A 13,567-nucleotide genomic window follows, 5' to 3' on the forward strand; every position below is an offset into this window, starting at 1 on the left:
TGCCGGAGTTACGCCGGGGTCTTGCCGCGCCGGACCGTGCCGTGCGGCGCGATCATTCCGGGAGGCATCTTGTCACGCATCTCGTCCTCTTCCTTGGCGAGGACAGCCTTGAGCCGGGCCACGATGTTGATCTGGCGGTTCTCGTTGGTGATCTTCATCCCGACCAGGTCGCGAACGTAGAACGTGTCGACAACCTTTTCGCCAAAGGTGGTGATGTGGGCGGACGCGATGTCAAGCGACAGATCCGACAGCACCGAAGCGACCTCCGAGAGCAGGCCGGTGCGATCAAGGCATTCGACCTCGATGACGGTGAACTTGTTGGACAGCGCGTTGGAAATCGCCACCTGAGGCTTGATGATGAATGGCCGTTTCCGGGTTTTGCCGCGGGCCTTGCGGGCGATCACTTCGGGAATGTAGGCCTTGCCGGCCAGCACATCCTCGATCATGCGGCCGACCGAGGCGCCGCGTCTCAATTCATCCTCGTCATCGGGCAATTCGCGGTTGATCAGGATGGTGTCCAGCGCGCGGCCGTCGGAGGTGGTGTAGACCTGGGCATCGGCGATGTTGGCGCCGGCGGCGGCACAGGCGCCGGTGACGATCGACAACAGGCGGGGGTGGTCGGGCGACAGCAGCGTGATCTCGGTGATGGCGTGAAACGCATGGGTGCGCACCATGGTGGCAAGCTGCTTTTTCGCCTTGTCGGCCTCGCGGACGAAATTGGCGTGGCGGACCTGCTCCTCGAGCGGCACGGCCAAAAGGTAGGGCTCGTAATGGAGCTTGAGATAGGCCTTGCTTTCCTTCTGGCTCCAGTCGGACAGGGCCTCGCCAAGCGCATCGCGGGCGTGCGCCGCACGCTCCTTGCGCGAGACCTCCGAGAAACCGCCCGAGAGCATCAGCTCGGTCTCGTAGTAGAGCGTGCGCAGCAGTTGCCCTTTCCAGCCGTTCCAGACACCGGGACCGACGGCCCGGATATCGCAGACCGACAGGATCAGCAGCATTTTCAGCCGCTCCAGCGTGCGGACCTTCTCGGCGAAATCGCTGATGGTCTTGCGGTCGTTGAGATCGCGGGTCTGCGACACCATCGACATGGTCAGGTGTTCCTCGATCAGCCAGGCGACAAGCTCTGTCTGATTGGCATTCAGGCCGAACCGCGGGCACAGCTTGCGCGCCACCTTGGCCCCGGCGATGGAATGGTCTTCCGGTCTTCCCTTGGCGATGTCGTGCAGGAAGACGGCGACATAGAGCGCCTCACGCTCCTCAATCGACGGCATCAGCTTGGAAGCCAGCGGATGCTCGCGTTCGCCCTCGCCCTTGTCGATGCCCGAGAGCACGGAGACGGTACGGATCAGGTGCTCGTCGACGGTGTAGTGGTGATACATGTTGAACTGCATCATCGCCACGATCTTGCCGAACTCGGGAATGAACCGCCCCAGGACACCGGCCTCGTTCATGCGCCTGAGAATGATCGACGGCTGCCGCCTCGAGGTCAGGATCGACATGAACAGCCGGTTCGCCTCCTCGTTTTCACGCAGGTCCGAATTGATCAGCCGCAGCGAGCGGGTGACACGCTTGAGCGCATCGGGGTGGAACTCCAGCCCGCGGATATCGGCCAGGTGGAACATGCGGATGATGTTGACCGGATCGCGCTTGAAGACATCGGCGTCGGCAAGGTTGATGCGGCCCTTGTCCTCGATGAAATCCAGCGTGCCGGGGATCTTGCGCGGGCGGCTGGCAAAGCGGCTGATGACGCCGGTCAGCCCCGGCGCCTGCTTGGCCTGCTGGTCTTCAAGCCCGGCGCAGAAGATGCGGGTCAGATCGCCGACATCCTTGGCCACGAGAAAGTAATGCTTCATGAAGCGTTCGACCGCCGAGAGGCCGGGGTGATCCTGGTAACCAAGGCCCGCGGCAATGTCGCGCTGGATATCGAAGGACAGGCGTTCCTCTGACTTGCCGGTGAGATAGTGCATGTGACAGCGCACCGCCCAGAGGAAATCCTCGGCCTTGACGAACAGGTTGAACTCGCGGCGGGAGAGCACGCCAAGCCCGACAAGCTCCTCGGTGTCGCGGATGTGGTAGAAATACTTGGCGATCCAGAACAGCGTGTTGAGATCGCGCAGGCCGCCCTTGCCTTCCTTGACATTGGGCTCGACCAGATAGCGGGTATCGCCGGCCTTGCGGTGGCGCTCGTCGCGTTCGGCGAGTTTTGCCGCGATGAATTCGGGGCCGGTTCCCTCCACCACCTCGTTTTCGAAGCGGCTGCCGAGATCGTCGAACAGCGCGCGTTCGCCACAAAGGAACCGGGCCTCGAGAATGGCGGTACGGATGGTCATGTCGGAACGCGACAGCCGGATGCATTCGTCGACATTGCGGGTGGCGTGGCCGACCTTCAGCCCCATGTCCCAGAGAATGTAGAGGATCCATTCGACGACCTGCTCGGTCCAGGGCGTGTTCTTGTAGGGCAGCACGAACAGCAGATCGATGTCGGAGCCGGGCGCAAGCGTGCCGCGGCCATAGCCGCCAACGGCGGTGACGGTCATGCGCTCGGATTTCGATGGATTTTCCACCCTGTAGACATGCACGCTGGCGTAGTCGTAGAGCGCGGACGTGATCACGTCCTGCAGATAGGAGATCCGCCGGGCGCAGGCGGTGCCGCCGCCATCCTCGAACAGCAGGGTGCGGGCTGTCTCGCGGCCGAGCGCGTTGACGCGCTTGACCTCCGCCAGCACTTCCATCCTGGCCGCGTTGCTGGCGCCGCCATGTTTGGCGGCGATGGCGTCGAGCGCCTTTCGCAGTTCTGCCGGATCGACAATCTTGCTGAGATCGAGGTCGTCTTCGGCTGTTTTCAACATGAATGGATCCTGGTCGCAGTCGGTGTTCTGGCTCGGCGCATCTGCAGCGGGTTCACGCGAACACGCCGTCACTTATCGGCCGCGGCTGCTATAACCTGTTTCCCGCCGAAACGACAGTCTGGCCCGGCGGATCAGGTTGCAATCCGTTCAATGAACCAGTTGGTCAGCCGGATCCAGACCTCATCCTTCTCCGCCGCGTCCTCGACGCCGTGCTCGAGATTGGGGTTGTCATTGACCTCGATGACGAAGACGCCGTCATCGGTTTCCTTCAGATCAACGCCATAGAACCCGTCACCCACCGAGCAGGCTGCGCGCAGGCCGGTGTCGAGCACCAGCGGCGGCACCTGCGCCAGCGAGAACGACTTGAAGCCGCCTTCCAGCGGTTTGCCGCCGGTGTCGTGCTTGACGATCTGCCAATGCTTCTTGGCCATCAGATATTGTACCGCAAACAGCGGCTTTCCACCAAGCACGCCGATGCGCCAGTCGAAACTGGTGGGCATGAACTTCTGCGCGATCAGCACCTCGGAATCATGCAGCCAGGCACCGGCCAGCGCCTTGAGCTCGGCCATCGAGGCAACTTTCTTGACGCCGCGGGAAAACGAGGAATCGGGCACCTTGAGGACCATTGGAAAGCCGAGCTGATCGGCGGCGCGCTGAAAATCCTCGGCCCCGATGAGCATCACCGTATCGGGTACCGGGATGCCGTTGGATGCCATCAGCTCATCGAGATAGACCTTGTTGGTGCAGCGGATCATCGACACCGGATCATCGATCACCGGCATGCCCTCCTGCTGGGCGCGGCGGGCGAAGCGGTAGGTGTGGTTGGAAATCGAGGTGGTTTCGCGAATGAACAGCGCGTCGAAATTGGCCAGCCGGGACAGATCCTTGCGGCCGATCGGCTCGACCGAAACGCCCATGCGCGCGGCAATCCGCGACCAGTGCTTGAGGCTGTCAATCGAAGACGGCGGCAGCGCCTCGTTGGCATCGACCAGGGTGGCGAAGGAGTAGCGCGCCGGGGCACGGGACTTGGCGTCCTTCCATTGCCGCGCCGTGTAGCGCGCCATCGCCTGAAACAATGTCTCGCGGCCGGCCTCATCAAGCTTGCCGAACGGCAACAGCCCGATTTTGGAGATCGAGACCCAGTCTCCCTGCTTCAGCGTTAGCTCGAGAATGGGTGCGCGGAACCAGTCGAACAGCAGCCGGCCGAAGCGCTCGAGCCGCAGGTCGGTGCAGGTTCCGAAAAACACCCGCAGCCGCGACGGCAACGGATCGCCTTCCTGCCGGCGCAGGCCCTTGTTGAGCGCGTCTTCCAGCTCGGGAATGGCATTTTCGTAAAGCTTGCGGGCCGACAGATCGATGATGGTTTCAACCGACGGGATCACCCGCTGGCCGCGGGCGGCGGCGAGCAGCGAGGCGTAGTAGCCGCGGCTCTGATAGGTGTAGGAGCGCGACAGGTTGATGATGTTGGGCCGGGCGCCGCGGAACATTTCCGGCCGGGCGAGATAATCGCGGGTGGCAAGCACCTTGTGCTTGGTGGCGGTGTGATCGAAGCCCGACAGCGCGGTAGACAGAATGATCCAGTCAGACATGGGGAGATTTTCCCTTGATGAGAACAGCGGCGCGCAGGCCCGTGCGGCCGAAACGGGCGATCCGGTCAAAGACCGCATAGGGGACCGGGATATTGGCGGCGTCGGCGACGGTCTCGCCGACCTCGTCCTCGACCCAGGGATCATGAACGAAAATGTGACGGCCGTCATCGCCGTGGGCGAGCACCCAGTGCGGCACCTTCTTGCCCATCATCAGGTATCCGCTGACCAGGATGATGGCGACATGGCCTTCGGCCAGCCGGGCGCGCAGCCAGTCCATGGTGAAGGCTTCCGAATGCACCGGCGTGCCGGCTGCCGTGACGCGGTTGCGGAAATCGGTCTGGGCCAGCTCCATCACCCGTCGCTTCTCGGGATCGCGCACGGTTTCAAGAAACAGCATGTCTTCGGAGGAACACCAGACCTCGGGATCGAGTCCGTGATCGCGCGCCACCATGGCGAGGCCGAACGGCTCGCAGCCGCCGGGACCGGAGAGCATGAACACGGTGGTCGCTTCCCGCCAGAGCCGGATTTCCCAGACCGGATCGAGAAAACCGGACGAGCGGAACCGGGCCAGCGCCATCAGCAGGCAGGCCGAGCCGCAGGTGAAATCCGCCGTCTGCTCATAAAACGGCGTCAGCACATCCGGCGCTTCGGGGCCGCGCAGCAGCTTTTCGAACCGGAGGGCGGTCATGCCATCTTCATAATAACCCTCGACACGGCCGATGCGGCGATAGCCGGCATTGCTGTAGAGCGCGATTGCCGGCTCGTTGTCCTCGCGGACTTCGAGCCTGAGCAGGATCCGGTCATGGTCCATCGCCGCCTTCTCGGCAGCGGAAAGCAGCGCCCGGCCATAGCCCTTGCCGGCCTCGCCGGGGACCACCGCCAGCGAGTAAAGCCGGGCCAATGCAGCACCCGCACGGAACAGGATCATGGCATAGCCGCGGATTTCCGCACCGGCCTCGATCACAATCGTTTCGGCGGTCGGGCGGTCAATCAGCGTGCGGAACGAACGGCGTGAAATCCGGTCTGCCGGAAACACGGCCTTTTCGATCGCGTCCAGTGCATCAATGTCGGAAATGGTGGCAGGGCGTATCCGCGGTGCGGACATGGACGTTCCCGGAAAAACGAGTGGTTACAGCCATTCGCGGCCTGCCCCTGAGGCGCTCGAATCATGGCTGATTTGTGTCGATCTGTCATCCGCATATCTTCGCGTTCCGGCATGCGAACCAGGCCTGCGAAACACGGCAAATGTTGACCCCGATGGCCGCAATCCCCACATGAGACCGGCCACCGGCAGGGCATGGCGGGCAAGCCCCGCGCGCAGCGCCGAAATGGCGCGCAAATATCGAGGAAGGGAAGCCGTCAATGATCATTGAAGCCGCCAGACTGGGTGGATCGAACCTGTTCGCACCGGCTTCTCGCTCGGTCCTGTTCAAATCGCTGGGGCTGACCATGCTTTTGCTGGCCGGGCTCTGGTTCGGGCTTGGCGAGGCGTTTGCGACGTTTGCCATGCCCTGGCTCGACAACCTGCTTCCGGGGCTGCCCGACTGGGCCGGCTGGGCAGGTACAGTGGCGGCCATCATCGCCGGCGTCGGACTGGCCCTGGTGCTGGCACTGTTCGTGGCGCCGGTGACGGCTGCGATGGCGGGCCTGTTTCTCGACGACATCGCCGAGGTGATCGAGACCCGCGACTACCCCGACGAAACACCCGGACGGCCGATGCCATTGATGCAGTCGATCCGGCAGTCGCTCGGGTTTTTGCTGGTGGTGGGGCTGGGCAACCTGTTCGCGCTGATCCTGCTGCTGGTGCCCGGCATCAATCTCGCGGCCTTCTTCGTGGTCAACGGCTACCTTCTGGGGCGGGAATATTTCGAATTTGCCGCCATGCGCTTCATGAGCCCGGCGGATGCCAAGCGGCTGAGGTCGCGCAACTCGACGACGATCTTCTTCGCCGGCCTGATCATCGCCGCCTTCCTGTCAGTGCCGCTCCTCAACCTGCTGACGCCGATGTTTGCGGCGAGCATGATGGTGCATCTGCACAAGATGATTGCGGCGAAGGGGTCTGCAACTCCGGTCAGCGGCATGCGCTAAGGCCGGGATTGGTTCGGGCGGGAAGCGGGCTTTCGCTGCACTTTGCACAACAGTCGCCGAGCCGATGCATGCTGTGATCAGGGCGTCGCAGAACCAGGAAGACAGATCACTCTCAGGCCCATTTTCTAGCCATCGGCGCCTTGCCGACATTTGACCCGTCAAAATTTCCCGGAATTCCCCCAAGCTTCGCGGGGGCTGATCGGTTCTTCGTTCATCCAGTGTTCGACGATCTTGTCATTGTCTACACGATACAGATCAAAAACCGCTATATCTGCGCCACCGGCATATCGCTTGCCATAGGTCAGGGCGAAATCACCTTGCCCGATCAGCTGGAACATCATTTCGTATGATCCTGTCGTGTCCAAACACAACCAATGCGCCATGCCCGCATGTCCGGCCCCGATCATCGGTGCATGTTGAATGATTTCATCGGACAGAAAAGCGGGGATCTTGTCTGCATTGCCTTCCTGAAGAACCTGTTTGGTGAATTCCAGAACCAGCGATTTGGTGGTGTTGGTATTGGCGCGTGTGTCGACTTCTTGGGGACCAGCAACCATGCCTTCGCCTGATTTTGTGTCCTCGACGTAGGGCGCGATGGTGTCCCAATGCTCCAGGATCAACCCGTCAGGATCAGTATAGAACATGTCCATCGTGACCCATTTTGCGGCGCCATCATTCAAGGACTGGAACGCATTGCAAAACACCCAAGGCCCGTCTTCGAAGATCCGAACGATTTCGATTTCACGTTTCGGATTACGCTGCACAAAGGGCTCGAAGAATGCGAGAAACCCTTCGACGCCATCGGCAACACCTGTTGAATGCTGTGTATAGCGATGTCCGGTGTTCTTTGTGACGGCCTCGCGAATATTGCCGCCAGCGATGCCGTCCAAATAGATATCACGTACATTGTCTAGACCTTTGCCCATGGCCTTAGCCTCCTGTTGTTCGATGCAAATTAGCGGGCCGAGCAAATATGCACGGCCCGCAATCGCCTGATCAGCCGTGGTAGGCTTGGCTGATGGCAAAGCTGTCTTCGAACCAATGCCATAGTACCACCTGACCATCGCGTACCTTGGCCCGCAGGGCAAACGTAAACTCGCCCGTCTCTTTGCCCGAATGGGTCGTGACGCCATTCATCACGCCGAAGACGGCGACGGTGTCACCTGATGCGAAAGCATCCGTGTTTTCCCATTTCGTGGTCTGCAGGTTCTCGGAGAAGACGCCAAGGAACTTGAAGATCGCCTCCTTGCCGCGCGTCTCGCCGATCCACGGCAGGCTGGTGTCGCCCTCGTTGTGCCAGACCATATCGTCGGCCATGAGTGCGCTCATCTTCTCCATGTCGCCTGATCCCATTGCGCCCATGAAGGCCATTACGGTGTCAAAGCTTTCCTGTGTATTGTGTTCCATTTCCTGTGCTCCTGCGTGTTGTCCGAGAATAAGCGCCAGCGATGCGCCCAGCGAGGTTTTGAGAAGGGTTCTACGGTTCATCTGTTAGTCCTTTCAGGGGGGCCCCGATCGAGCCGGGGCGCCGGTTCCATCTAGAATTTGCCGGCTTCGTTATGCGCGGCGTCAACGCCGGGCATCGGGCCGATGACGTCCCAGTGCTCGACGATCAGCCCGTCTTCGAGGCGGAAGAGGTCGTAAAAGGCCGTGGCGTCTGCACCAAGCGTGCCTTCGGACAGGGTCAGCACAAAGTTGCCTTCGCCGATCACCTTATGGATCTCGGTGTAGTCCATGCTGATGCCTTGCTGCGCCATCTCTGCCATGAAGGCGCCAAACCCCTCGAGGCCATCGGCCACCTGGGGATTGTGTTGAAGATAGTTGGTCGGGTTGATGTACTGGGTGAAATCCACCTGTTCGTGCTTGATCAGGACACGGGTCAGGAAGTCTTCCACCGTGGCCTTGTTCGCCTCGGTGAGATCATGGTCGGTGATCTCGGTTGCACCGTCGATCTGGCTGCGGCCCGAGGGATTCAGCGGTTGCTCGTCGATCAGGTTGTCCCAGTGCTCGGCGATCTTGCCGTTTTCGACGCGGAACACGTCAAAGCCGATCACCGGTTTCGGGCCGAAGCCTTCGTAGCGGGCATGCACGGCGACGATGTCGTCATCGCCGATCACACGGATGTATTCGGCGTTGAAATTGCCGCTGCCAGCGAGGAAGCCGACGACGCCTTTTTGCGCCTCGATGCCATTGGCGAACATCGGGTTGTGCTGAATGATATCCGCCGCAAAATACCGGTCAACGGCATCAACATCGCCGGCAAGAAGGGTGTTTTCCAGCGCTTCCAAAACAAGCGCCTTGTTGGCCGCAGAGTCGTCCGCAATCGCCGGCAGGGATAGTCCGGCGAGGACGGTGGCGGAGACGAGGAGAGTTTTAAGTTTCATCAGGGTTTCCTTTGGTTGAGAGGGGTTGGGGTTGCCGGCGGTGCAGCCCGGCGGGCTGCACCGCCGGGGTCTTTCTTCGGAAAGCGGGAACTGTCAGGCGGCGAAGGCCCAGGACAGGTTGGGGTCTTCACGGAATGCAAACCGCTCAAGATGGCTAGCGATGACCTGCACCGTCTGTTCAAGCTTCGCCCTGTCATCGGCCATGATGTTTAGCGTCAAGCCATTGTCCGACGCGGACAGCGTGCATGTGCCGAAAGGCAGCGTGATCGCGCCTTGGTTGCGTGTGTAGGTCACGGGCACTTTGTGGCCAAAATGCTTGCACAGGGTTCCGAGGTAGCGCTCTGCGTGTTCGGTGTTGAAGTGGGTTGTGGCTTCCATGACGTCGTTCCTTGTGTTGCAAAGAACATCTATCCCGGCGCAATTGATCCGTGTATTCACTCAATTCAGATGTGATAGTTCCGGTGAGCAGAACAATGATCGACCGTCTCAGACATATGGCCATCTTCGCACGCGTGGTTGACGAAGGGTCGTTCCGCGCGGCGGCGAAGGCTGTTGGCGTGGCGCCCTCGCGGGTGAGCGAGACGGTTTCGGAGCTGGAGGACTTCCTCGGCGTGACCCTGCTTTATCGCACGACCCGAAAGATTTCGCTCACCAACGAAGGACGTATGTTCTACGCCCGCGTGACCGACATGTTACACAGTGCGGAAAACGGGCTGAACGAGCTTAACGCGCTGTCGCTTGAGCCGGTGGGCGCACTCCGTGTGTCGATACCTGCGTTCATGTCGTCGTCGTCACTGTCGACGGCCATCGCCAAGTTCTCGCGCTTGCATCCGCAAGTCGCGCTGTCGCTGGCTTTCACGGATCAGCGGATGGACCTTATCAATGACGGTTTTGACGTTAACATTCGCGTCGGCTGGCTTGATGACAGTTCGATGATGTCGCGCAAGCTCGACGAAAGCGCGCGGGCGCTGGTGGTGGGGTCTGACTATGCCGCGATGCGTCCGGCCCCCAAGCATCCCACAGATCTGGAAGACTGGGACTGGATCCGCTACCGGCATCGCTCCGAGTTTACGCGGCTTAGTGGGCCAATGGGTGAGGAGGTGAAGGTTCTTGGGCAGGCTCGTCTCGAAGTGGACAGCGTTGATGCCCTGTACCATTTTACCTGCAAGAACCTCGGCGCGACAGTGCTGCCGGAACACCTCGCAGCCAGAGGAGAGGCGGAGGGCAGCCTGATCCGCCTGTTCCCGGAGTGGCAACTTGCGCCGCTGGGTATCTTCGCCGTCTGGCCCGATACATCGCGTCGCGAGAACCTTACTCTGCTATTTGTACGGTTTTTGGCGGGCGAGCTTGGGCACTGAGGGGGCAACGGGGATTGGAATGAAGTGAAAAGCCATGTGAGTGAACCCAGCGTAACATCCCGCGTCAGTCAGCGCGGAAAGTCAATAAACGGTATTTGGACAGTTCATCTGGTCCCGTATCTGCGAAGGGCGGAAACCGGAAAGGCTACGTCGCTAATCCTCCAAGCAGCCGATCCGGTCATTGCACCCCAGCAAAACGCTAATTCCCCCCTCACACAATCTGCTGAGGCAGTTCCACCAGCGGCGCCGGCACATCGACGGTCTTTTCGGGTGACTTGCAGATGTCGGCGATGACGCAGCGTTCGCATTCGGGCTTGCGGGCCTTGCAGCAATAGCGGCCGTGCAGGATCAGCCAGTGATGGGCGTGGAACAGGTACTCTTCCGGGATGATCCTGAGGAAGGCGGCCTCGACCTCGTCAGGGGTCTTGCCCGGGGCGATCTTCAGGCGGTTGCCGATGCGGAAGACATGGGTATCGACGGCGAGCGTCGGCACGCCGAAGGCCATCGACATCACCACATTGGCGGTCTTGCGGCCGACACCGGGCAGCGTGACCAGTTCCTTCTCGGTGCGCGGCACCTCGCCGCCGAACTCGTCGACCAGCTTGCGGCTGAGCGCAATGACGTTCTTCGCCTTGTTGCGGTAGAGCCCGATGGTCTTGATGTAGTCGCGGACCTTGTCCTCGCCGAGCGCCAGCATCTTCTCGGGCGTATCGGCCACGGCAAACAGCGCCCGCGTCGCCTTGTTGACGCCGGCATCGGTGGCCTGCGCCGACAGCGCCACGGCGACAACAAGCGTGAACGGGTTGACGTGCTCGAGTTCGCCCTTGGGTTCGGGCCGCTGGATAGAGAAGCGGCGGAATATCTCGCGGATCTCTTCCTTGGTGTAGGGGATCGGGCTGCGGCGGACCGCGGGCTTGCGCCTGGCCGCCGTCTTGCCTGGAACCGGCGTTTTCGCAGCCATACGGGACTGCGGCGACATTTTGACTTGCTTCGGGCTCTTGGGCTTTTCCATTCCATCCCTATAATCATGATGCAGGGACAATGGCAAACCACGCACAATGGAGACCGGACGGCCCATGAACGACGAACCACTTTTCAGCGCGGTCCTGAGCCCGCACCGTTCGCTTGGGCGGGCCGGGTTCGTGATCCTGATGACGCTCGCGACCGTCATCACAGCCATCCACATGGTGATTTTCGCCAGGGTCGGGGCCTGGCCGGTGTTCGCGTTTTTCGGGCTCGACCTGGCGCTGCTGTTCGGCGCGTTCGTGCTGAGCTACCGCTCCGGGCGGATGCGCGAGTTCATCCGCATGTCGCGCACCGACCTGGAAGTGAAGAAGGTTTCGCCGTCGGGCCGGGCGGTCGATCACCGCTTCAACCCGTTCTGGACACGGTTCAGCATCGATCGCCATGACGAGATCGGCATCACCCAAATGCATATCAGCAGCCGGGGCCGGCAGACCGAAGTCGGTTCGTTTCTCAATCCCGACGACAAGGAAAGCTTCGCCTCCGCCTTCCAGCGTGCGCTGGCGACGATCAAGAAGCGCTGAGGCGTTTTGTCGGAGAGCCGGCGTGTTTCGGGTGGCGGCAAAGCTGCACGCATGATTGATTGAGCCTGTTGCCAAACGTGCTGCGGCGGATTTTTAGCCGCTGCGAGGAGCCTGCTCATGACCGTAACCGCCCAGCTTGACCGCGATATCACCCCGAAGGGCGATGACTACGATCTCGTCCGCCAGACCATCGAACGGATTTCGCTCGACTACCGGGCGCAGCCGTCGCTGGAAGAAATCGCATCAGATCTCGGCGTGGCGCCGGGCAAGCTGCAGAAAACCTTCAGCCGCTGGGCCGGGCTGACGCCAAAGGCCTTCCTGCAGGCGGTGACGCTCGACCACGCGCGCAGGCTGCTCGGTGATGAGGGGCTGCCGCTACTCGATGCAAGCTATGAGCTTGGCCTGTCGGGGCCGGGGCGACTGCATGATCTGTTCGTCACCCACGAGGCGATGAGCCCGGGCGATTTCAAGACCGGCGGCGCCGGGCTCGCGATCAGCTACGGATTTCACCCCTCGCCATTCGGCACAGCCGTGATCATGGCGACGGAGCGCGGACTGTGCGGTCTCGCCTTCGCCGATCCGGGCGAGGAGAAAGCGGCACTCGAGGACATGACAAAACGCTGGCCCGGCGCCCGGTTTTTGCCGGACCAGGCAATGACCGCCCCTTATGTGGCCCGGATCTTCTCGCCTGAACAATGGCGCGCCGACCAGCCGTTGCGCATCGTCATGATCGGCACGGATTTCCAGGTGCGGGTGTGGGAGGCGCTACTGAGAATTCCGCTGGGTACGGCCTCGACCTACCAGGATGTGGCGCGGGCCATCGGCAAGCCAAAAGCCTCGCGCGCGGTGGGAGCGGCGGTCGGGCGCAACCCGATTTCGTTTGTCGTGCCGTGCCACCGGGCGCTGGGCAAATCCGGCCAGCTCACCGGCTACCACTGGGGCATCACCCGCAAACGGGCGATGCTGGGGTGGGAAAGCGGCTGCGTGCAGTCGGGTGGCCAGTAGAAACTGAAACAGGGGCGGACACCCCCCTCTGTCACTTCGTGACATCTCCCCCGCAAAGGGGAGATTGGGTGCCGTAAATTTGGGTTTCAGGCTCAGTGCGCCTTGGACATGTCGCCCAGCACTTCCTTGGAAGCGACGGTGGAATCGGCGTTGAGCTTGTAGACGATCGGCACGCCGGTGGCGAGATTGACCTTGAGGATCTGGTCGCGGGTCAGCCGGTCGAGCACCATCACCAGCGAGCGCAGGGAATTCCCATGGGCTGCGACCAGCACGGTCTCGCCGCGCAACACGCGGGGCAGGATCTCGGTCATGTAGTAGGGCCAGACGCGGGCGCCGGTGTCCTTCAGGCTTTCACCACCGGGCGGCGGCACGTCGTAGGACCGGCGCCAGATGTGGACCTGCTCCTCGCCCCATTTCTTGCGCGCATCATCCTTGTTGAGACCGGCCAGATCGCCGTAATCGCGTTCGTTCAATGCCTCGTCGCGGATCACCGGAAGGTCGGTCTGGCCGATGCCGTCCATGATCAGGTCGAGCGTATGCTGGGCGCGGATGAGAACCGAGGTGAAGGCGACATCGAACTTGAGGCCGGTGTCTTTCAGGGCCTGGGCTCCGGTCCTGGCTTCTTCGACGCCGAGTTCGGTGAGATCGGGGTCCTTCCAGCCGGTGAACAGATTTTTCAGGTTCCATTCGCTTTGGCCGTGGCGGACGAGGACGAGCGTTCCGGACATGATGACTTCCTTTGTTCAG

General features: G+C 61.5%; 13 protein-coding genes. 4 read left to right on the forward strand and 9 right to left on the reverse strand.

Going from position 1 to position 13,567, the window contains the following annotated elements:
• Positions 1 to 8 precede the first annotated feature (8 nt).
• The 3 genes from WNY80_RS08930 to WNY80_RS08940 all read right to left on the reverse strand — a co-directional run bounded on the left by WNY80_RS08930 (position 9) and on the right by WNY80_RS08940 (position 5,543).
• Positions 9 to 2,849 carry a [protein-PII] uridylyltransferase gene (locus WNY80_RS08930; protein ID WP_342887021.1) on the reverse strand — a complete coding sequence of 947 codons (2,841 nt, stop codon included), beginning with the start codon at positions 2,847 to 2,849 and terminating at the stop codon, positions 9 to 11.
• A 131-nt stretch (positions 2,850 to 2,980) separates the two neighbouring features.
• Positions 2,981 to 4,438 carry a RimK family protein gene (locus tag WNY80_RS08935; protein ID WP_342887022.1) on the reverse strand — a complete coding sequence of 486 codons (1,458 nt, stop codon included), beginning with the start codon at positions 4,436 to 4,438 and terminating at the stop codon, positions 2,981 to 2,983.
• On the reverse strand, positions 4,431 to 5,543 hold the full coding sequence (locus tag WNY80_RS08940; RefSeq protein WP_342887023.1) for a GNAT family N-acetyltransferase/peptidase C39 family protein: 1,113 nt from the start codon (positions 5,541 to 5,543) through the stop codon (positions 4,431 to 4,433). The genes WNY80_RS08935 and WNY80_RS08940 overlap by 8 nt, the downstream gene beginning before the upstream one ends.
• A gap of 257 nt (positions 5,544 to 5,800) precedes the next feature.
• On the opposite strand from WNY80_RS08940, the gene WNY80_RS08945 reads away from it, so the two are divergent.
• Positions 5,801 to 6,526, forward strand: coding sequence for a sulfate transporter family protein (locus WNY80_RS08945; protein WP_342887024.1), 726 nt, complete (start codon positions 5,801 to 5,803; stop codon positions 6,524 to 6,526).
• Positions 6,527 to 6,684: 158 nt separating this feature from the next.
• Here WNY80_RS08945 and WNY80_RS08950 read toward each other — a convergent pair whose 3' ends face one another.
• The 4 genes from WNY80_RS08950 to WNY80_RS08965 form a co-directional block, all read right to left on the reverse strand.
• Entirely contained in the window at positions 6,685 to 7,551 is an 867-nt protein-coding gene (locus tag WNY80_RS08950; RefSeq protein WP_342887025.1) for a hypothetical protein, read from the reverse strand.
• Positions 7,523 to 8,014: a nuclear transport factor 2 family protein gene (locus WNY80_RS08955; protein WP_342887026.1), complete on the reverse strand. Its 492-nt coding sequence runs from the start codon at positions 8,012 to 8,014 to the stop codon at positions 7,523 to 7,525. Before WNY80_RS08955 ends, WNY80_RS08950 begins: the two co-directional genes overlap by 29 nt.
• Before the next feature lie 50 nt (positions 8,015 to 8,064).
• Positions 8,065 to 8,910: a nuclear transport factor 2 family protein gene (locus WNY80_RS08960; RefSeq protein ID WP_342887027.1), complete on the reverse strand. Its 846-nt coding sequence runs from the start codon at positions 8,908 to 8,910 to the stop codon at positions 8,065 to 8,067.
• A gap of 93 nt (positions 8,911 to 9,003) precedes the next feature.
• Positions 9,004 to 9,288 (reverse strand): DUF2218 domain-containing protein, encoded by a 285-nt coding sequence (locus WNY80_RS08965; protein ID WP_342887028.1) that lies wholly within the window; start codon positions 9,286 to 9,288, stop codon positions 9,004 to 9,006.
• Positions 9,289 to 9,383: 95 nt separating this feature from the next.
• Here WNY80_RS08965 and WNY80_RS08970 point away from each other — a divergent pair, with 95 nt between their 5' ends.
• Positions 9,384 to 10,268, forward strand: coding sequence for a LysR family transcriptional regulator (locus tag WNY80_RS08970; RefSeq protein ID WP_342887029.1), 885 nt, complete (start codon positions 9,384 to 9,386; stop codon positions 10,266 to 10,268).
• A gap of 211 nt (positions 10,269 to 10,479) precedes the next feature.
• Here WNY80_RS08970 and nth read toward each other — a convergent pair whose 3' ends face one another.
• Positions 10,480 to 11,229, reverse strand: coding sequence for an endonuclease III (gene nth / locus WNY80_RS08975; RefSeq protein WP_342887030.1), 750 nt, complete (start codon positions 11,227 to 11,229; stop codon positions 10,480 to 10,482).
• 115 nt (positions 11,230 to 11,344) lie between these two features.
• Between nth and WNY80_RS08980 the strand changes: the two genes are divergently transcribed.
• A complete protein-coding gene (locus WNY80_RS08980; protein ID WP_342887031.1) occupies positions 11,345 to 11,815 on the forward strand; it encodes a DUF2244 domain-containing protein in 471 nt (156 codons plus the stop codon).
• A gap of 117 nt (positions 11,816 to 11,932) precedes the next feature.
• Positions 11,933 to 12,820, forward strand: coding sequence for a bifunctional helix-turn-helix domain-containing protein/methylated-DNA--[protein]-cysteine S-methyltransferase (locus WNY80_RS08985; RefSeq protein ID WP_342887032.1), 888 nt, complete (start codon positions 11,933 to 11,935; stop codon positions 12,818 to 12,820).
• 92 nt (positions 12,821 to 12,912) lie between these two features.
• On the opposite strand, the gene WNY80_RS08990 is transcribed toward WNY80_RS08985, so the two are convergent.
• The gene (locus WNY80_RS08990) at positions 12,913 to 13,548 is read right to left on the reverse strand and encodes a 2,3-bisphosphoglycerate-dependent phosphoglycerate mutase (RefSeq protein WP_342887033.1); all 636 of its coding nucleotides are present in this window, start codon (positions 13,546 to 13,548) and stop codon (positions 12,913 to 12,915) included.
• Between the last annotated feature and the right edge of the window lie 19 nt (positions 13,549 to 13,567).

This window comes from Hoeflea sp. AS16 (assembly GCF_038900095.1).
GTDB lineage: Bacteria > Pseudomonadota > Alphaproteobacteria > Rhizobiales > Rhizobiaceae > Hoeflea.